Here is a 19245-nt window from a genome sequence, read left to right on the forward strand (position 1 = left end):
TCAAAATCCTCGCGTTCCGCTCGGCTTTCTCCGCGACCCTCCCCACAAGGGGGAGGGTAGGGAAAGCGCCATGAGCCGCGCCACCTCGTCCCCTCTGCGCTCAACAGCTGCCCATGCCGTGCTGATCGCCTACACGGTCATCGCGCTATTCCCCGTGGTGCTGATCGTCATCAACTCTTTCAAGTCGCGCAATGCGATCTTCCGTTCGCCGCTCTCTTTCCCGACGTCAGAAACCTTCGATCCAGTTGGCTACACGACCGTCATGGCGCAGGGCGACTTCATCCAGTATTTCCAGAACAGCCTTGTCGTCACTGTCGGCTCGCTGTTCTTCGTCATCCTGTTCGGCGCTATGGCCGCCTTCGCGCTGTCCGAATATCGCTTTCGCGGCAACACGATGACCGGCCTCTATCTGGCGCTCGGCATCATGATCCCGATCCGCCTCGGCACCGTGGCGATCCTGCAATTGATGGTGGCGAGCGGGCTGGTCAACACGCTGACGGCGCTGATCCTGGTCTACACCGCGCAGGGCCTGCCGCTCTGCGTCTTCATCCTGTCGGAATTCATGAAGACCGTATCGGACGATCTGAAGAACGCCGGCCGCATCGACGGCCTGTCGGAATACCGCATCTTCTTCCGGCTCGTGCTGCCGCTGGTGCGCCCGGCGATGGCGACGGTCGCGGTGTTCACCATGATCCCGATCTGGAACGACCTTTGGTTCCCGCTGATCCTCGCCCCCTCCGAAGGCACCAAGACGGTTACGCTCGGCGCGCAGATCTTCATCGGCCAGTTCGTCACCAACTGGAACGCGGTACTGGCGGCGCTGTCGCTCGCCATCCTGCCGGTGCTGATTCTCTACCTGATCTTCTCGCGGCAGCTCATCCGCGGCATAACTTCGGGAGCGGTGAAGTGACCCTTCCTTTCCCGAACAATCTGACACGCGCGACCCCATATCGCGCGGCCCAACCTGCTCTGAAGGAACGCCCATGGGCTCGCTGACCATCGAGAACGTGAAAAAATCCTTCGGCAAGGTCGACGTGCTGAAAGGCATCGACCTCAAGGTCGACGATGGCGAATTCGTCGTGTTCGTCGGCCCGTCCGGCTGCGGGAAGTCGACCTTGCTGCGCGTCATCGCCGGGCTGGAGGATGCGACTTCCGGAAAAGTGCTGATCGACGGCGTCAACGTCGTCAACACGCCGCCGGCCAAGCGTGGCATCGCCATGGTGTTCCAGACCTATGCGCTCTATCCGCATCTCACCGTGCGCGACAATATGGGGCTCGGCCTGAAGCAGGCGAAAACGCCGACAGCCGAGATCGACAAGCGCATCGGCATCGCCTCGGCCATGCTGTCGTTGGAGCCGTACCTGCATCGGCGGCCGGCGGAGCTGTCCGGCGGCCAGCGCCAGCGCGTCGCCATCGGCCGCGCCGTGGTGCGTGAACCAAAGCTGTTCCTGTTCGACGAGCCGCTGTCGAACCTTGATGCGGCGTTGCGCGTCAACACGCGGCTGGAGATCGCACAACTGCATCGCCGGCTGAAGGCGACGATGATCTACGTCACCCACGACCAGGTCGAGGCGATGACGCTGGCCGACAAGATCGTGGTGCTGAACGCAGGCAAGATCGAACAGGTCGGCGCGCCGATGGACCTTTACAACAACCCGGCCAACGAGTTCGTCGCCGGCTTCATCGGCTCGCCGAAAATGAACTTCGTCGACGGCGCGCGGCTCGGCGAGGCGCAGGCGAAGACCGTCGGGGTGCGGCCCGAGCATCTGACCGTCGATGCCTCATCGGGAGCCTGGAAAGGGACCGTCGTGCATGCCGAACATCTCGGCGCAGACACCAACCTCTATCTCGACTGCGAGAAGGCCGGGCTGATCACGGCGCGCATTTTTGGCGTGTACAATGCCGAGCCTGGCGCCACGCTCTATGCCACGCCGGACCCTGCGAAGACATACCGCTTCGACGGCAACGGACAGACCATGCGCTGAAAGTTGCTTTCGTGCCGCCTTGGAGGCGCGGGCAAGAGCCTGCCGTCACCAATCACGCCGGTGCCGTGATCCCTCGACAAACCGCGGCAACTTTGTTGCCGTCGGGATCACGGACGTAAGCCGCGTAAAAATCCGGCGCATAGTGTTGGCGCAAACCCGGCGCACCCTCGTCGGCGCCGCCATGGGCAAGCGCTGCGGCATGGAACGCATCCACCTCGGCCCATGACCGCGCCCTGAAGGCAACCATGCTGCCGTTTCCCACCGTAGCCTTCCCGCCGTCAAATGGCTTGCCGATCCAGAAGGCGAGTTCGCTGAGGCCATTCTCCTCATAGGTGCCCCAGCCGGCGGAAACGCTGTCCCATTGCGGATCATTGGTTACGCAGCGCCGCATGCCGAGTGGCGCCAGCGCGGCATCGTAGAAGCGGGTCGCCCGCTCGAGATCGTTGGTGCCGAAATAGATATAGGTCAGCACCGGACGTCCCTCCCGTCAGGTCAGCCCGAGCTGCTCGAACACCGGCAGGCGCTTCTCCAGGAACGTCGCATGGCGTGTGCGCAGCTCCTCGAGGTTCTGCTCCGGCGTCTCGATCGCCACGCCCTCGCGCAGCAGCCGCTGGCCGAGCATGGAGAGGATTTGCCAGACGAAGGCCGGCACGTCGGCCTGCTTGTTGAGCCGCGCCAGCAGGAACAGCTGCTCGAAGCGGTCGACGCCGATGCCGCCGCCGGTAACCGGCGATGCCAGCGCCTGGATATCGGCCGAATGCCGCGCGTTCTCCATCACCGCGCGATTGAAGCGGCGGGTGGATTCGCGGCGCTTGCCGTCGTTCTTCTCGTCGAGGCAAGGCTGGACATGCCCCGATCCCACCAGCACCAGCAGCGCCTGGATGATACGCGCCCATCCCAGTTCGGCGATCCCGGGAACCGCCTGCATGGCCCGCAGCGTCTTCGGGCCTGACGCCAGCGCGTCTAGGAAAGGCCCGTATACTTCCTGCTGCATAGCCGCCTCGCCGAGACCGCCCGTCACCTTGGTCGGCGCGTCGGCGCGGTTGATCGACAGCGCGAAACGCGCCTCCTGCCAGCGCTCGCGCGCCGGGAACAGGCCAAGCGGCACGGCGCCCTTGATGAAGATATCGCGCCGGAACTGCTGGTTGACGATGTAGTCGCGCGTCGTCTCGCGTAGCGCGATGTCCTCGATCTCGTTGAGGAAATTGCGCTGCGCCTCGGTCATGTTCAGCGCGTCGACATGATCCAGCAGATGCGCCGAGCAGAGGAAGTTCAGCTTCGCCTCGGAGAATTCGCGCGCCACGTCCTTGTGGTAGAAGGGGTGCCAGTCCTCGTTCATGAATTCGTGGACGAGGTAGTTCTTGTTCTGCGTCTTGAACTTTTCCAGGCGCTCGGCAACGCCGGGGCTGGCGGCGAAATAGCGGGCGTTGGCTTCCTTCAACTTGCTCAGCATGTCGAGCGACTTGCCAAGCCTGGTGAAGGCACTGTCGGCGTGCAGCGATCCGAATTCCATCATCAGCCGGCGCAGCGGCGCCGCCGAAGACCAGCCGGGCATGGAATTGTAGGACACGTAGGCCAGCCCGCCCGGCTTCAGGTGCTTCGCGATGAAGGCGACGATGGTGCGCCGGTTGGCCTCGTTGATCCATGACAGGATGCCGTGCAGCGCGATGATGTCAAATTGCGGCAGGCTCGGCTCGTCAAGGAATTCGGCGAAGCTCGAATCGAAGAAATGGACGTTCTTCGAGCCCGCGGCGTTCGCCAGCGCCCGCGCCTCGACGATATGCGCCGGATTGAAGTCGGTGGCGTAGAACTGGCTGTGCGGATTGGCGGCGGCCAGCACGTTGGTGGAAACGCCGCGGCCGCAGCCCAGCTCGCACATGGCCAGCGGCGTGGTCGCCTGCGTCGTCAGCGTCGACTTGCCAAGTGCGGCAAGTTCCAGCATGGCCGGGGTCAGTTCCCGATAGAAGCCGGCCGTATAGGCGACCTCAGACATGTATCCGGACGTCCAAGAACTCATAACGGCTCCATCCCAGCGCTTGTCGGCGAAGTGTTGGTAGACGTAGCCGGTCCGGAATCAAAAAGAAATGGGGGCCGAAGCCCCCTCTCGAAGTAGAAGGCGGAACAATGAAAGTTTTCCGCAGTCCGGGCTTCCCGCCGGCGCTCCGCCCAGACTGGCGGACCGCGCGGAAGCCTCTCCTCAAAACCTACTGCACCATGGCGCTCTGGCCGATGCGCTTGGCGAGGTGATCGCCGAGCCGGCAGCTCAGCGCCACGATCGTCGTCGTCGGGTTGCACTGGCCCGACGTCGCGAACACCGACGAGCCGCCGACATAGAGGTTCGCCATACCATGGACCTGCTGGTTGCGGTCGACGACGCTTTTCGCAAGGTCCTCACCCATGCGCGTGCCGCCCATATGGTGGTGGCCGGCAAGCTCCTGGTCTGTCGGGTAGGGATCGTTGTTCAGCACCCATTCGTCGATGCGGACGCGGCCATAGTCCTTCTCGGCAAGCGTCTTGCCGAACAACCGCAGCCCTTGCAGCAGGGTGCGGTGCTCGAGTTCGCTCTTCTTCCAGTGGAGTTCGAGGCGCGGGATGCCCAGCGCATCCTTGTCGGTCGCCGACAGCGCGATGAAATTGTCGGCGCGCGGCGCCTGCTCCCAGCCCATGACCAGCTGCGCAGCGCAGCGCAGATTGCCGCCAACGCCGCTCGAAACCCATTCGGCGGTTTCCGGCGCGACACAGGCAAGCTCGGCCACCAGCCACTTCGCCCCGCGATAGGGCATGGTGATGAAGCGGATGCCGAAATTCATGATCTGCTCGCGTTCCATCGCCTCCTGCGTCGGCGAGAAGAAGGCTTCCGAGACGGCGTCCATCTGGAACTGGTCCGGATTGTTCATTATGGCGTTGCCGCCCTCGAACTGCGGGTGCTCCATCCAGTATTTGCCGAGCGCCTCGGCATGCGGCACCACCCCGCCGTTCGACTGCTCGTTAGACCACAGGAGAAGCCGCGAGTTCTCCAGCCCGCCGGTGCAAGGGATGTAATAATCCGCCGTCGCCACGCCCTGGTCCTTGCCGGCGGACCAGACATGCGCACCGGTGACCTTCGTTCCGTCGCCTTCCAGCCTGGTCACGTAGGTGTCCAGCACGAGCGCGATGTTCCTGCTTTCCTCGATCTCAGCCCGGTACTTCTCGGCGAAGCGTACAGCCGGGCTCTTGATCAGCTGCACCCAGCGGATGTCGTCGGAAATGGGCACGTCGTCCTGAAATGACACAAGGTCGAGGATGTCGTGCACCTCGGCAAGATAAGGCTCGATGTCGGTGCGGCGGATCGGCCAGCCGGTGTCGGGAACCCAGGCCTTCGGCTCGAAATCGATTGCGTCCATGACCCGGCACCATCCGGCCCAGTGGTTGGAAGAACCGCCGAAATAACGCAGTCGAGTCACGTCGAGGTCGAAATAATAATCTCCGACCGTCTTGCCCTTGTAGATGTCCTGCGATTCCTCGGTGAGGTCGGCCTTCCCGGCCTCGAAGATCGCGACCGGAATGCCGGCGGCGGCGAGTTTGCGGGCAATCGTTACGCCGGCCGGGCCCGATCCGATCAGGATGACCCTCGGCTTGAAGCCGGAAGCGCCGAATCCCTCGAAATTCTCGAATATCATGCCAACTCACTCCTCTTCAGGATCCAGCCATTAACCTCGACGAGCTCGTCGGCGGGCTGTTCCCTGGAAGGGGTTTTATGCGCGATGAACAGCGCAAAGGCAGGGACGGACAGCAACGCCTGGAGAATCGTACGACGCGTTGCCTGGGGGGCAATTCGATTGGGGGCCATGAATTCGCTCCGGAACATGGTTCAGTTTGCGTCGTGCCCCCTGATTTCGGGACACTTGCTGAACAAAGAGCGAAAACCATGCCATGTGGTGCCCTGCCAGCGCAAATCACGGCTAGCCGATTGCGATCAGCGTTAAAATTCCGAAAACGATCAGCACGCAGCCGGCAATCTCCAGCCGGTTGATCCTCTCCTTGAAGAAGAAGACCGAGGACGCGAAGGTGAAGATCATCTCGACCTGCGCCAGCGCCTTGACGATCGCCGCCTGCTGCAGCGTCATCGCCGTGAACCAGCCGAATGAGGCCGACGCACCGACCATGCCGACGAACAGCGCCGGCTTCCAGGCCCTTGCGATGCGGCCGAGTTCGGAGCGGTCGCGCAGCAGCATCCAGGCGAGCATCAAGACGGTCTGGAAAACGATCACCAGGATGAGCGTGAAGGCCGCCTGCATGATGAAGTTCGGCCCGCCCAGCGACAGCGACGCCGCACGATAGGCGACCGCCGACACGCCGAAGGCCGTGCCGGAAGCGAGCCCGATCAGTGCGTTGCGGGCAAACAGCGAGGTGACCAGCGTGCGCAGGCTGAACGCCATGTGCGCCACCGAGATCAGCATGACGCCGAAGACGCTGATGGCGATGGCCATAAGCACGCCCGGCGTGGCGCGTTCGCCGAGGAACAGCAGGCCGAACAGCGCCGCCTGCGCCGGCTCCGTGCGCGAATAGGCCGTGCCGACCGCGAAATTGCGAAAGGAGAACAGATGGACCAGCAGGAAGGTGCCGGCGATCTGGGCAAGCCCGCCGAACAGTGACCAGGCGAAGAAGGTCGGGTTCGGCGCCGGCAGCCGATAGCCGAAGCCGAGATGCAGCAGCGCCACGAAGCCGACTGCGAACGGCACGCCAAAACCGAAGCGCACGAAGGTCGCCCCCGTCGTGCCCATCACGCCCTTGAGATGTTTCTGAACGGCCGATCGCAGGTTCTGCAGGAACGCCGCGCCGACGGTTATCGGAATCCAGAGTTCAACCATGCACCGCGCGCCGCCCTTGTCAGTCGACCGGCTTTAGGCGATCGCGGTGGGACGGCGCAACATGGCATCGTCCCCTCGAACAAGTTCGACGGCCGGCTGTGCCGCAACGCTACCGGCCGCGACAAACATGTGCTGACAGGTCATGCGCCATGAGCTCAGGCAGTCGACGCAACAACGGCAAGAGCGGGTCGTCACATCATCAATGCTCCGCCTCGCACAAATCGTGATTGGCGAGCGCGCGGATGACGTAGCAGTCGCGCACCTGATCGACGTGGCAGTGCGTGGTGATCCGCTCCAGCTCCTGCTCCAGCCGCCGCAGCTTCTCGATCTTCTTGCGCACCGCCTCCAGCTGCTCGGCGGCGATGCGGTCGGCGCGGGCGCAGGGGCGGTCGGGATGGGCGCTGAGCTCGATCAGCTCGCGGATGGCATCGATGGTCAGGCCGAGGTCGCGGGCATGGCGGATAAAGGAGAGCCGGTCCCGCTCCTCGGTGCCGTAGCGCCGCTGGTTGCCCTCCGAGCGCTCCGCCGCCGTCATCAGCCCCATCTGCTCGTAATAGCGGATGGTCGGGATTTTTACGCCCGTGCGCCGGGACAATTCGCCGATGGTCAGCATCGCGGCCTCCAAGAACTCCAGTCGCTATAGATATGGCATGGGGCGATGATCGGCAATGTTGCTGCCCCTACCGGATGGGCCGTATCCGGGGGCAGTCATGGCCATGTTGCCGCAAGCAGTAGGGCCGCGTCAGCCTCGGTGCGATGACCATCTACCCAACCGCCGTCAAAGAACGGTCACTTCAGCCCACGCCAGCCGAGCAGCCGCATGGCGTTGGCGGTGACCAGCACGGTGGCGCCGGTATCGGCAAGGATCGCCGGCCACAGGCCGGTGATGCCGGCGATGGTGGTTACCAGGAACACCGCCTTCAAGCCGAGCGAGATCGCGATGTTCTGATGGATGTTGGCCATCGTCGCCCGCGACAGCGCCACCATCGACGCGACATCCTTGACACGGGCATTGAGCGCGGCTGCGTCCGCCGTCTCAAGCGCCACATCGGTGCCGCCGCCCATGGCGATGCCGATGTCGGCGGCGGCCAGCGCCGGCGCATCGTTGATGCCGTCGCCGACTTTCGCGACGATCTCGCCCGCCTTTCGCAATTCGCCGACGATGCGTTGCTTGTCCTGAGGCAGCAGTTCGGCGCGCGGCTCCATGCCGAGTTTTCCGGCAATCGCCGCCGCCGTGCGACGGTTATCGCCGGTCAGCATCACCGCGGATATGCCGAGTTCCTTCAGCGCCTGGATGCCGGCAACGGCGTCCTCGCGTGGTTCGTCGCGCATGGCGATCAACCCGGCGAGCCGTCCGCCTTCCAGCAGCACGGACACCGTCTTGCCCTCGTCGTTGAGCGCGGCGATGCGGGTCTTGAGGTCGTCCGCGAGAGGCGCGCGCTTTTCCGCCGCCTGCGGCGAACCGAGGAAAAGGTCCACGCCGCCCGCCTTGCCGACAACACCCTCGCCGCCGATGGCTCGCGTATCCGCCGCCGAGCGCGCCTCGATGCCCCGGCGCTTCGCCTCGCCGAGGATCGCCAGCGCCAGCGGATGGCTGGAGCCGACTTCCAGGGACGCCGCGCTTTCGATCACCGCGGCCTCGCTCTTTTCGACCGCGACGACGTCGGTGACCACCGGCCTGCCGGCCGTCAGCGTGCCGGTCTTGTCGAAGGCGACCTTGGTCACCTTGCCCAGCGTCTCCAGCACCGCGCCGCCCTTCATCAGAAGGCCGCGCCGCGCGCCGGCGGAAAGGCTGGCGGCGATCGCCGCCGGCGTCGAGATCACCAGCGCGCAGGGGCAGCCGATCAGCAGGATCGCCAGGCCCTTGTAGATCCACTCGTCCCAGACGCCGCCGAAGGCCAGCGGGGGACCGATGGCGACCAGCGCCGCCACGACCATCACGCCCGGCGTGTAATAGCGGGAAAAGCTGTCGATGAAGCGTTCGGTCGGCGCCTTCGATTCCTGCGCCTGCTCGACCATCTGGATGATGCGCGAGATCGTGTTGTCCTGCGCTGCCGCCGTCACCCGCACGCGGATCGCCGCGTCCTGGTTGATCGTGCCGGCCCGCACGCTGTCGCCCGGCACCATGCGCTTCGGCACGGATTCCCCGGTCACCGGCGATTCGTCGACCGAGGTTTCGCCTGACAGGATCTCGCCGTCGGCCGGCACGCGGTCGCCCGGCCGCACCAGGATCGTCGCCCCCACCGCAAGGCTTTCGGCCGGCACTTCCGTCGTGCGCCCGTCCTTCTCTAAAAACGCCGTCTTCGGCACGAGCGAGGCCAATGCCCGGATGCCGGCCCGCGCCCGTCCTGCGGCAACGCCTTCCAGGAATTCGCCGACCAGGAACAGGAACACCACCGCCGCTGCTTCCTCGCCGGCATCGATGATTACCGCGCCAACGGCCGCCACCGTCATCAGCGTCTCGATGGTGAACGGCATGCCGTTGACGGCCGCCATCACAGCGCGCCGCGCGATCGGGATCAGCCCGACCGCCATCGCGGCGATGAACAGGATCGTGTCATATTGCGGAAAGACCTGACCGATCAGATAGGCCGCCGCAAGTGCCGCGCCGCAGGCGATGGTCAGGCGCGCCTTGGCGGTCTTCCACCATGGGCCCTCCGCCGGGCCGGGATCGTGACCGTGCAGGCCGGAAGCGTCGTTGGCCGCGACTGCCGCGCCGGGCTTGTCGTGATCGTGGCCGTGCTTTTGGGAATGCTCGTGCTCGGAGCCGTCGGCATGATCGTGATCATGATGATCCGCATGATCGTGCCTGCCGTCTTTCGCGTGATCGTGGCCATGATCATGATCGTGCCCATGACCGTGCGTATGATCATGGGCGTCGCCATGGTCATTGTGGTCATGGCCGCAACCGCATCCGTCATGGTCCTCGGCCGGCGCCTTCGCGGCACGGGCCGGCAGCGGCGCCACCTTGTAGCCCAGGCTGGTCACTTTTCGCGCCAGCGCCTCCAGATCGGTCTCGGCGCGGTGGCCGACGGTCATCGTGCCGGCCGTCACCGACACCGACACATCCTCGACGCCGTCGACGCGCCGCGCCGCTTTGTCGATCTTGGCCGCGCAGGCCGCGCAATCCATGCCCTCGACCCGGAACCGGCTGCTCCTGATAATTTCATTCATGGCAAATGCTCTCGCACAACGTGTCGGGAGCATGCCTAATTCCTCTAGCAGCTAGAGAGACAAGAGGCTTTTTTCGGAATTTTTCGCGCTGGCTGCCTGATATCCTCGCTGGCACTTACCCCCACCCCTAACCCCTCCCCACAAGGGGGAGGGGGACTCGCTCGCGTCTCCGCTAGGTGGCAGTCGCCGATGGTCTTGTGCAGCACAGCGGCCGCAAGGTCCCCCTCCCCCTTGTGTGGGGAGGGGTTAGGGGTGGGGGTGAAGCGGATCGTCAGCCTATAGCATCATCTCAGCCGCCTTCTCCCCGATCATCACCGCCGGCGCGTGCGTGTTGCCCGACACGATCGTCGGCATGACCGAGCAATCCGCAATCCGCACCCCCTCGAAGCCGCGCAGCTTCAGGTCGGGGCTCACCACCGCGTTGGCGTCCGTGCCCATCCGCGCCGTGCCGACCGGATGGAAGATGGTGGTGGCGATGTCGCCCGCCGCCTTCGCCAATTCCTCCGGCCCGGTGATCTCCGGCCCCGGCTTGAATTCGCGCGGGTCGTATTCGAGCATGCGCTTCGTCGCCATCAACCGCCGCGCGATGCGGATCGAATCGGCCGCCACCGCGCGGTCGTCTTCGGTGGACAGGTAGTTCGGGGCGATGTCGGGCTGGCGGAACGGATCAGCCGAGGAAATCCGCACATGGCCGCGCGACTGCGGCCTGAGGTTGCAGACCGACACGGTGACCGCGGGAAAGGAATGCAGCGGCTCGCCGAATTTCTCCAGCGACAAAGGCTGCACGTGGAACTCGATGTTGGGCGTGGCAAAACGCTCGTCGGAGCGCATGAAGATGCCGAGTTGACTCGGCGCCATCGACATCGGACCCGTGCGGCGCAGCGCATATTCCAGCGCGATCATCGCCTTGCCGGTCAATTTCGCCTGCCGCTCGTTCAGCGTCATCGCGCCGCTGATGCGGAAGGCGGTGCGGATCTGCAGATGATCCTGCAAATTCTCGCCGATGCCGGGCACATCCGCGACAACCGGGATGCCGTGCCGGTCGAGCAGGGCCGACGCGCCGACGCCGGACAATTGCAGAAGCTGCGGCGTGCCGATCGCCCCGGCGGTGAGCACGAGTTCGCCCGTCACGCCTGCCCGCGCCGGCTTTCCCGCCAGCCGCAATTCCAGCCCCGTCGCCCGCCTGCCGTCGAAGAGGATGCGCTCGACATGCGCGCCGGTCATCACCGTCAGGTTCTTGCGATGCCGCACCGGCTTCAGGAAGGCGCGCACCGCGTTGAAGCGGAAACCGGCCTTCTGGTTGACCTCGAAATAGGACGAGCCGAAATTGTCGCCGGCGTTGAAGTCGTCCACCTGCGGCACGCCGAGTTCCTCTGCCGCCTGGCGCACCGCATCGAGGATCGGCCAGGACAGCCGCTGCCGCTCGACCCGCAATTCTCCGCCCTGGCCGTGAAACGGTCCGGAAAAACTCTGGTGATCCTCGGATTTGCGGAACAGCGGCAGCACGTCGTCCCAGCCCCAGCCGGGATTGCCGAGCTGGCGCCAATGGTCGTAGTCGGCCGCCTGGCCGCGCATGTAGATCATGCCGTTGATCGACGAGCAGCCGCCCATCACCTTTCCGCGCGGATAGGCAAGCGAGCGGCCGTTCAGGCCGGGCTCGGCAACCGTGCTGTAACCCCAGTCGGTACGCGGGTTGCCCATGCAATAGAGGTAGCCGACCGGAATGTGGATCCAGTGGTAGTTGTCGGAGCCCCCCGCCTCCAGCAGCAGCACACGCTTGCCGGGTGCGGCACTCAGCCGGTTGGCAAGCACGCAGCCAGCGGAACCAGCCCCGACGATGATGTAGTCGTAGGACCCCAGATCAAGCCTGTCCGTCACCGGAACGTGCCTCCTCCCCGTATGCCGCCCAGCGTTCCGGCAGGGTTTCGGCGAGGCCACGATAGAGCCGGTGGCGCGCGTCGGAAAGGGCCTTCCGCTCAGGACGCGGATTGTACGCTGTTTTAACGCAGACCATGCGCGAGACCCCGGCGTCGAGATCGGGGAACAGGCCCGCCGCGACACCGCCGGCAATCGCCGCGCCCAACGCGCCGGTCTCCATGCAGTCGGCGACCGTCACCTTGAGATCGAGCAGGTCGGCGAACATCTGGCACCACACCTCGCTGCGCGAACCGCCGCCCGACAGGCTCGCCTTGTCGAAACGGGCGCCGGCGGCGCGCAGCCTTTCGATATGGCGCCGGTGCTCGAAGATGACGCCTTCATAGATCGCGTGCAGCATCTCCGCCTTGCCGTGCCATCCCGACAGACCGAGGAAGGCGCCGCGCGCGTTGGGCTGCGTCGCCGAGCCGTAGAGGAACGGCAGGAACAGCGGCAGGCCGGCGCCTGGTTCGACCGATGCGACCAGCGCGTTGCATTGGTCATAGGCCTCGGCGCCATGCCCGTCGACGAATTCGCGCACGAACCATTCGAGGTTGACGGCCGACGTCGCGCTGGATTCGATCGAAACGTACCGGCCCGGCCGCCAGGTCGAGGCATGGAAAATGCGGTCGTCGACCAGGGGGCTTTCGAGGATCACCTGGTTGATGCTCCACGTGCCGGCGACGATCGCCGCCTCGCCGGGCAAAATCGTGCCGGCGCCGATCATCGACGAAATAACGTCGAAGAAACCCGCCGCCACCGGCGTGCCTTCGGCCAGCCCGGTAAGCGCGGCCGCCTCGCTCGTCACCCGGCCGGCAACGTGGTCGGACTGCACGAGGTCCGGCAACAGGTGCAGCGCCTCGCCAATGCCATAACCGTCCAGCAGCGCCGCGTCGTAGCGGCACTCCGGCAGCCGCAGCAGGCCGCAGCCGCTCATGTCGGAAAAATCGCTAACGCGCTCGCCCGTCAGCATGAAGGTCAGCGCGTCCTTGCACAGGAACGCGGTCCCCGCCTGTGCGTAGAGGTCGGGGCGATATCGCTTGATCCAGGCCAGCAAGGTCGCGGTCTGCGACGGCCACGGCTTTTGCAGGCATTGGGCGTAGAGCCGCTCGCCCCGCCCATCCGCCCGCAGTTCCGTCGCAAGGTCGACGGCGCGGGTATCGATCGACTGGATGCCGAGCAGCGGCTGGTTCTGCTTGTCGAGCAGGTAGAGCCCGTTGCCATGGCCGGCGGTTCCGACCGCGGCGACATCCGCCCCCTGCGCACCCGCCTCATCCAGGCACCGCGCGATCACATCCGCCGCGCCGCGCCAAAGCTCGGCGATGTCGCGCTCCACATGCCCGGGCTCGGGCTGGCGCGACCGGCCCTCCGTCGAGGCGCTGCCGGCCACATTGCCGTCGAGATCGAACAGCACGGCCTTAACCACCGTGTTGCCGGCATCGAGGCCGAGGAGGTATTTGGTCATAAATTAGGCTTTCGTGTTTGGCCGCCGCGCTGCGGCCGGCCCACCCTCCCCCTTGTGGGGAGGGTCGCGGAGCAAATGCCGCAAGGCGGCTTTTGCGACGCGGGGTGGGGGTGCGGCAGAATCAAGAGAAGACTGGAACGAGAACCCCCACCCCGTCTCCCGGACTTCGCTGCGCTCAGCCCGCTCGCCGACCCTCCCCACAAGGGGGAGGGTAAGCCGTGGCGCACACTGCCAAGAGTAACAGCCACCACCATCACTTCCCGTCTGAATAAATCCGCCACGCCTCGGCGTCATCCACGCCATCGTGGATCATCGCCATCAGTGCGCGCACGACGCGAGCCGGGTCGGCGTGCTGGTAGATGTTGCGGCCATAGACCATGCCGTGCGCGCCCTGCCGCATCAGTGCATGGGAGTTGGCGAAGACCTGGCGCAAGTCAGCCTTGCCGCCGCCGCGCACCAGCACAGGACAGCGCGCCGCCTCGACGACGCGGTGGAAATCCCCGGGATCGGTGGTCGGGTCGGCCTTGACGATGTCGGCGCCCATCTCGCGCGCCAGCCGCACCAGGGTGACGATCTTTTCGGCGTCGCCGTCGACCAGATAGCCGCCACGCTCGCTGTTGGGCTGCATCACCAGCGGCTCGATCATCAGCGGCATGCCGTATTTCTCGCAGTGCTGGCTTACGCGAGAAATATTTTCGACGCATTGTTTGAACAGGCCCGGCTCGTCCGGCAGCATGAACAAATTGACGACCACGCAGGCCGCATCCATCCGCAGCGCCGGCGCGATCGGGTCATGGGCGTTCTGCAGCACCGCCCACATCTCACGATGCCGCGTGCGGTTATACGGATTGCCCATGTCGATGCGCATGACCAGCGCGGGTTTCTGCTTGCCCGGCAGGTCCTGCAGCAGGTCCGCCTGCCCATAATTCATCTGGATGGCGTCCGGCCCGGCCTCAGCCAACAGCCGCACCACTTTTCCCATATCCTCCAGCCCGTCGAGGAAGGACGGCTCGTTGCAGACGCCGTGGTCGATGGCGACGTCAAGACATCTGCCGTTTCCGAACAGCCGGTTCATGCGGACTTTTTTCGACTGGTACATGGTCTTGCCTCCGGTTGCGGTGTTCCAGCGCGGCCCTGCCGACGCCGTGAAAGTCTTCGAGATGGGTAATCAGCGCCTCGATTTCCGCAACGCGGCGCTCCTCGCCCCAGCCAAGCGCCGATGCCGTGAGGCCGGCGATCTCCTCGACCGCGTCGAGCGACAACTCGCCCCTGAGCGCGATCGCGGTGCGGCGCAGCACGAGATCGGCAAGTGTGGCGACATGTTCATGGACGACCAGATACGCAAGTTCGCCCCGGCCATAGGCCGGCAGGCTCGCAAGCGGTTCGTCGCCTTCGCCGCCGAGATGGACGGCAAGAGCCGCCGCTTTCGTTCCGTAGCGGTCGAGCAGGACAGAGATCCGCGCCGCCGGAAGTCCGCTGCGTGCGACGGCGTCGGCGATCCAGTCCCGGCGCGCATTGGTTTCAGTCGGATAGTCGCGGCCGCCGCCGATCCTCAGATTCTGCGTGGACACGGTGCGCTTGCGGCCGAGTGGTTGCAGCACAAGATCGGCCGCCTGCTCGCCAAAGGCGCGAAAGGTGGTCCATTTTCCGCCGACCAGACTCAGCACCGGCGGGCGCCCAGCTTGTTCCGGCAGCCAGTCGCATTGATGGTCGCGCGATATCTCGGCGTTGACGCCGGCATTGCTGCGCGGCAGCGGCCGCACGCCGGCGAACCGAAAGACGATCTCCTGCGGCGCGATGCCAATGCTCGGAAACACCTCGCGCACCGACGCGAGAATATAGTCGGCCTCGTCAGTCTCGCAGCGCACGCCCTCAGGCGTCTCGACGCTGATGTCGGTCGAGCCCGCCAGCACCTGGCCGAGATGCACGAACAGGATGCAGACCCTGCCCTCGCGATTGGCGAAATACACCATGTTGTCGCCCAGCGCGTTGCGCAGGCGGTCATTGTCGATGACCAGATGCGAACCCTTCGTCCCGCCGATCAGCGGCTGCGGATTTTTGGCTATCAGGCCGTTCGTGATGTCGATCCAGGCGCCGGTGGCGTTGACGACGATGTCGGGCCGCAGCGAGAATTTTCCGCTGGTTAGCCGATCCGTAATCTCTGCCTTACCATCTGAAAAGCCGTCGAGCCCCAGATGGTTGAACGCCAGCGCCTGCGGCGCGGCGGCTTCCGCATCCAGCACCATCTCCACGCCCAGCCGTTCCGGATAGGCTATCTTCGCGTCGTAATAGACCGCGCCGAAGCGCTGCGCCGGGTCGAGGTCCGGAAAACGGCGGTTCAGGTCCCGCCTGCCGTAGAAACGATGGCGCGGCACCGCCTTGCCGACTCCAGAATAGAGATCGTAGAGCGTCAGGCCCAGCTTGACGATCAGCGCGCCGCGCGGCCCGGGTTTCGGCTTGCCGCCAAGGAAGCGCCTTGCCGCCGCCAGCACCCCGGAAAACCGGTCGGCGAGCGGGATCAGCGTCGGCAGCGGGGACACCATGTGCGGCGCATTGGTAAGTAATAAATTACGCTCACGTAGGGATTCTCGCACCAGCGCGAACTCGCCATTCTCCATGTAGCGCAGGCCGCCATGGATCATGCGCGACGGCGCCGCACTCGCCCCGCTCATGAAGTCGCCGCGCTCCACCAGCACGGCGTCGATGCCTTGCAGCGCCAGTTCCCGCCAGGCGCTGATGCCGTTGATGCCGCCGCCAACCACGAGCACGGAGACGCGCTCCATGCCGCGCAATCGGTCCAGCCTCTCGGTGCGCGTCCTGTTCATGACCCCGAATTCCGTAAGCCTTAGCCGTCGATGCCGGCGAGATGTTTTGCGATCGCCGCGTCGATCAGGGCGATTTCGTCCGCAGACAGCGACAGCCGTCCAGCCACCGCGTTCTCCGCCGCCTGCTCGGCATTGCGCGCACCGCAGAGTGCGTAGGTGATGCCCGGCCGGGCGACCGTCCAGGCGATGACCAATTGCGCCGGCGTCGCCTGCCTGGCTGCCGCTACCGGCGCGATCTCCTTCATTAAGGCCGCGACGCACTCAAGATTGGCCGGTGAGAAGCGCGGATTGTCCTTACGCAGGTCGTCGCCTTCGAACGTCCGGCCCGGTCCGATCTTGCCCGACAGCAGGCCGAGCGCGAGCGAGGAATAACTCAGCACGGACACGTTGTTTTCGCGGCAAAGCGGCAGCAGGTTCGCCTCGATCGCCCTGTCGATCATGCTGAAACGCTCCTGGATCGCGTCGACCGGGCCTATCTCCAAATATTCCTGCAAGGTTCCGGGCTCGACGTTGCTGACGCCGATTGCCCGGATCTTGCCTTGCCGCTTCAGATCGAGCAGCGCGCCCATCGTCTCCGCAACCGGCGTCGTCGCGTCCTGCCAATGGGTTATGTAGAGGTCGATATGGTCGGTGCGCAGCCGGCGCAGGCTCTGCTCGACCTCATAAAAGATCGAGTCGCGGCCGAGATAGCGGTAGACGCGTTTGCCGTGCTCGTCGAAAAAATGCGTGACCTTGTCGGTGTGCCAGACGAGGCCGCATTTGGTGACGACCACCACCTCGCCACGCCGGCCGGCAATCGCCTCTCCGACGATTTCCTCCGCCTTTCCAAGACCATAGGCGGGCGCCGTGTCGATCAACGTTACACCCTCGTCGATCGCGGCGCGGATCGCCTTGACCGACTGCGCCTCGTCGGTGCCGCCCCACATCCAGCCGCCCATCGCCCAGGTGCCCTGACCGATGGTGCTCGCCATGATGCCCGAGCCGCCCAAGGGGCGGGATGTAATTTTATTCGTTTTCAATATCTTATCCTTTCAGGATGCCGACGACGCGGGCCGCCGTGGCCTCGTCCGTCGCCAGCGCGTCGAGAAACCCGCCGCGCAAAACGCTGGCGATCGGCTCGGCCTTGCGTTCGCCCGCCGAAATGCCGATAGACAGCGGAACGGCCTTGAACTCGGCCGGCGTCAGCGCCACCACCCGCTCGTTCAGCGGATAGTCGCAAAGCTCGCCCTTGCGGTCGATCAGATGCGCCACCAGTTCGCCCGCCGCGCCGCTTTGCCCAAGATCCGGCAGTTGCAGCTTGCCGGTCGTCTGCAGGTTGAAATAGGTCGACTTGTCCGAATGAACCGAGCCGATGCCGACCAGCGCCACCCGCGCCTCGCGGGCCCGGGCCAGAACCTCGCGCACCGACTGCAAGGCCATCAGGACGTCGCGTTCCTCGCGCGAGGCCGCGAAGATCGGCGCATGGATCTGGAACGCCCTGCCCTGCAGCTTGGCGGCCAGTCTAGCTGCGACGTGGTTCACGTCGATGAAGTGTTTTCCTTGCACGCCGCCCGTCGCCGGCACCACCGTCACGTCATAGGCGCGCGACGGGTTCAGCGCATTCACCACAGCGCTGACACCCTGCCCGCCGGAAACGCAGACCGTGTCGCCGTCCCTCAGGTTAGCCAGCAGAAATTCGGCCGCGGCCTTGCCGGCGGTGGTGAGGTTCACCTCCTCCAGTTCGGACACCGAAGGCGTGACGATCGCCTCGCGCAGGCCGCCGGCCTCGACCAGTTGCTGCTCCAGTTCGAACAGCGACTGGAACGGCGACTTGACCGAAATCTGCACGAAGCCGCGCTCGTGGCCTTCCTTGACCAGCCGGTTGACGGTCGGATGCGAGATGCCCGTCCGCTTGGCGATCTCGGCCTGGCTCAGGCCCTCGACGTAATGCATGACCAGCACGCGGTGGATTTTGCGCACGCGCTCATAGTCGTCGATCTGCTCTGTCGCCCCCATGCGCTTCAACTTAACGACCGGCACGGGCAGCCGCCATCTTGTTCTTGTGCAGGACATGGTCGAATGAAACGGCGGCGAGCAGGATCAGGCCGCGGATCGTGTCCTGCCAGTAGGGCGAAACGTCGAGCAGGATCAGCGAGCTGGAGACCACCGACAGCAGCGCCATGCCGAGGATCGCGCCGAGGATGGTGCCCGATCCGCCGTTCAGGCTGGCACCGCCGATCACCGCGGCCGCGATGATGTTCAGCTCCATGCCGAGGCCGAAGGTCGGCGTCGCCGCGCCGAAGCGCGCCATGTAGATGACCCCCGCCAGCCCGGCCAAAGTCGAGCACAGCACGATGCAGAAGAATTTTACGTGATCCGTCCTGACGCCCGAATAGGCCGCCGCCTTCTCGTTGCTGCCGGTGTAGAAGACTTTTCGGAAGACCGTCGCCCTGCGCAAAAGCAGGTCGAAGAGGACGACCACCGCCACGAAGACGATGATGACAAAAGGCATGCCGTAGACCGTGCCCTGGCCGATGAACTTGAAACTCGGCGGCAGCGAGAACAGCGACAGCGGCGTGCCGCCAGTGATCGCCAGGCACAGCCCGCGCACGATCACCATGAAGGCCAGCGAGACGATGAAGGAATGCAGCCCGATTTTTGTCACACACAGCGCCATCAGCACGCCGACGCCGGCACACGCAAGGATCGCCAGCGCGCTTGCCGACCAGGGATCGAGGCCCGCCAGGAAAAAGAACCCGCCGACCACCATGGAGAAACAGACGACCGAGCCGACGGAGAGGTCGATAGCGCCGACGATCAGCAGGATGGTCATGCCGACAACGACGATGCCCTCGACCGAGAAGGACATCAGCATTGCCCGGAAATTCGTCCAGGTGAGGAAATAGGGCGAAGCAAAACTCATCACCACGCAGAGCGCAAGGATGATCAGCACCAGGCCGAGCTCGCGCATGTTGCCGATGCCGCGCAGCATCGACGGGCGGCGCGGCGCGGCCGCCTGACTGCCCTTGCCCGTTCCGATGTCGCCCATCACA

16 protein-coding genes are annotated in these 19245 nt (G+C 65.1%); 2 read left to right on the forward strand and 14 right to left on the reverse strand.

Translation table 11 applies throughout. The features are described 5' to 3' along the window. Positions 1 to 70: 70 nt before the first annotated feature. A complete protein-coding gene (locus ACSBOB_RS33110; protein ID WP_442580238.1) occupies positions 71 to 910 on the forward strand; it encodes a carbohydrate ABC transporter permease in 840 nt (279 codons plus the stop codon). A gap of 73 nt (positions 911 to 983) precedes the next feature. Then, the gene (locus ACSBOB_RS33115; protein WP_442580239.1) at positions 984 to 1985 is read left to right on the forward strand and encodes an ABC transporter ATP-binding protein; all 1002 of its coding nucleotides are present in this window, start codon (positions 984 to 986) and stop codon (positions 1983 to 1985) included. 52 nt (positions 1986 to 2037) lie between these two features. On the opposite strand, the gene ACSBOB_RS33120 is transcribed toward ACSBOB_RS33115, so the two are convergent. The 14 genes from ACSBOB_RS33120 to ACSBOB_RS33185 form a co-directional block, all read right to left on the reverse strand. Beyond that, complete coding sequence (locus ACSBOB_RS33120) at positions 2038 to 2457, reverse strand: VOC family protein (protein WP_442580240.1); 420 nt, start codon at positions 2455 to 2457, stop codon at positions 2038 to 2040. Positions 2458 to 2472: 15 nt separating this feature from the next. After that, positions 2473 to 3978, reverse strand: coding sequence for a methyltransferase regulatory domain-containing protein (locus ACSBOB_RS33125; RefSeq protein ID WP_442580241.1), 1506 nt, complete (start codon positions 3976 to 3978; stop codon positions 2473 to 2475). A gap of 211 nt (positions 3979 to 4189) precedes the next feature. Then, on the reverse strand, positions 4190 to 5644 hold the full coding sequence (locus ACSBOB_RS33130) for a GMC oxidoreductase (protein WP_442580242.1): 1455 nt from the start codon (positions 5642 to 5644) through the stop codon (positions 4190 to 4192). Further along, positions 5641 to 5814, reverse strand: a complete 174-nt coding sequence (locus ACSBOB_RS33135; protein ID WP_442580243.1) for a hypothetical protein — start codon at positions 5812 to 5814, stop codon at positions 5641 to 5643. Before ACSBOB_RS33135 ends, ACSBOB_RS33130 begins: the two co-directional genes overlap by 4 nt. Before the next feature lie 112 nt (positions 5815 to 5926). Continuing rightward, positions 5927 to 6835 (reverse strand): EamA family transporter, encoded by a 909-nt coding sequence (locus ACSBOB_RS33140; RefSeq protein ID WP_442580244.1) that lies wholly within the window; start codon positions 6833 to 6835, stop codon positions 5927 to 5929. Between the two features lie 199 nt (positions 6836 to 7034). Next, a complete protein-coding gene (locus ACSBOB_RS33145; protein WP_442580245.1) occupies positions 7035 to 7448 on the reverse strand; it encodes a MerR family transcriptional regulator in 414 nt (137 codons plus the stop codon). Positions 7449 to 7624: 176 nt separating this feature from the next. After that, positions 7625 to 10009, reverse strand: coding sequence for a heavy metal translocating P-type ATPase (locus tag ACSBOB_RS33150; protein WP_442580246.1), 2385 nt, complete (start codon positions 10007 to 10009; stop codon positions 7625 to 7627). Positions 10010 to 10285: 276 nt separating this feature from the next. After that, complete coding sequence (locus tag ACSBOB_RS33155; protein WP_442580247.1) at positions 10286 to 11887, reverse strand: GMC family oxidoreductase; 1602 nt, start codon at positions 11885 to 11887, stop codon at positions 10286 to 10288. Beyond that, positions 11871 to 13388 (reverse strand): FGGY-family carbohydrate kinase, encoded by a 1518-nt coding sequence (locus ACSBOB_RS33160; RefSeq protein WP_442580248.1) that lies wholly within the window; start codon positions 13386 to 13388, stop codon positions 11871 to 11873. The genes ACSBOB_RS33155 and ACSBOB_RS33160 overlap by 17 nt, the downstream gene beginning before the upstream one ends. A 253-nt stretch (positions 13389 to 13641) precedes the next feature. Then, positions 13642 to 14487, reverse strand: coding sequence for a class I fructose-bisphosphate aldolase (locus tag ACSBOB_RS33165; RefSeq protein ID WP_442580249.1), 846 nt, complete (start codon positions 14485 to 14487; stop codon positions 13642 to 13644). Continuing rightward, entirely contained in the window at positions 14429 to 16213 is a 1785-nt protein-coding gene (locus ACSBOB_RS33170; protein WP_442580250.1) for an FAD-dependent oxidoreductase, read from the reverse strand. The genes ACSBOB_RS33165 and ACSBOB_RS33170 overlap by 59 nt, the downstream gene beginning before the upstream one ends. 20 nt (positions 16214 to 16233) lie before the next feature. After that, entirely contained in the window at positions 16234 to 17184 is a 951-nt protein-coding gene (locus tag ACSBOB_RS33175) for an aldo/keto reductase (RefSeq protein WP_442580251.1), read from the reverse strand. 52 nt (positions 17185 to 17236) lie between these two features. Beyond that, entirely contained in the window at positions 17237 to 18232 is a 996-nt protein-coding gene (locus ACSBOB_RS33180; RefSeq protein ID WP_442580252.1) for a sugar-binding transcriptional regulator, read from the reverse strand. Then, positions 18219 to 19241, reverse strand: coding sequence for an ABC transporter permease (locus tag ACSBOB_RS33185; RefSeq protein ID WP_442583916.1), 1023 nt, complete (start codon positions 19239 to 19241; stop codon positions 18219 to 18221). The genes ACSBOB_RS33180 and ACSBOB_RS33185 overlap by 14 nt, the downstream gene beginning before the upstream one ends. Positions 19242 to 19245 lie beyond the last annotated feature (4 nt).

Source organism: Mesorhizobium sp. KACC 23794 (assembly GCF_052180275.1).
In the GTDB taxonomy this organism is placed as follows: Bacteria; Pseudomonadota; Alphaproteobacteria; order Rhizobiales; family Rhizobiaceae; genus Kumtagia.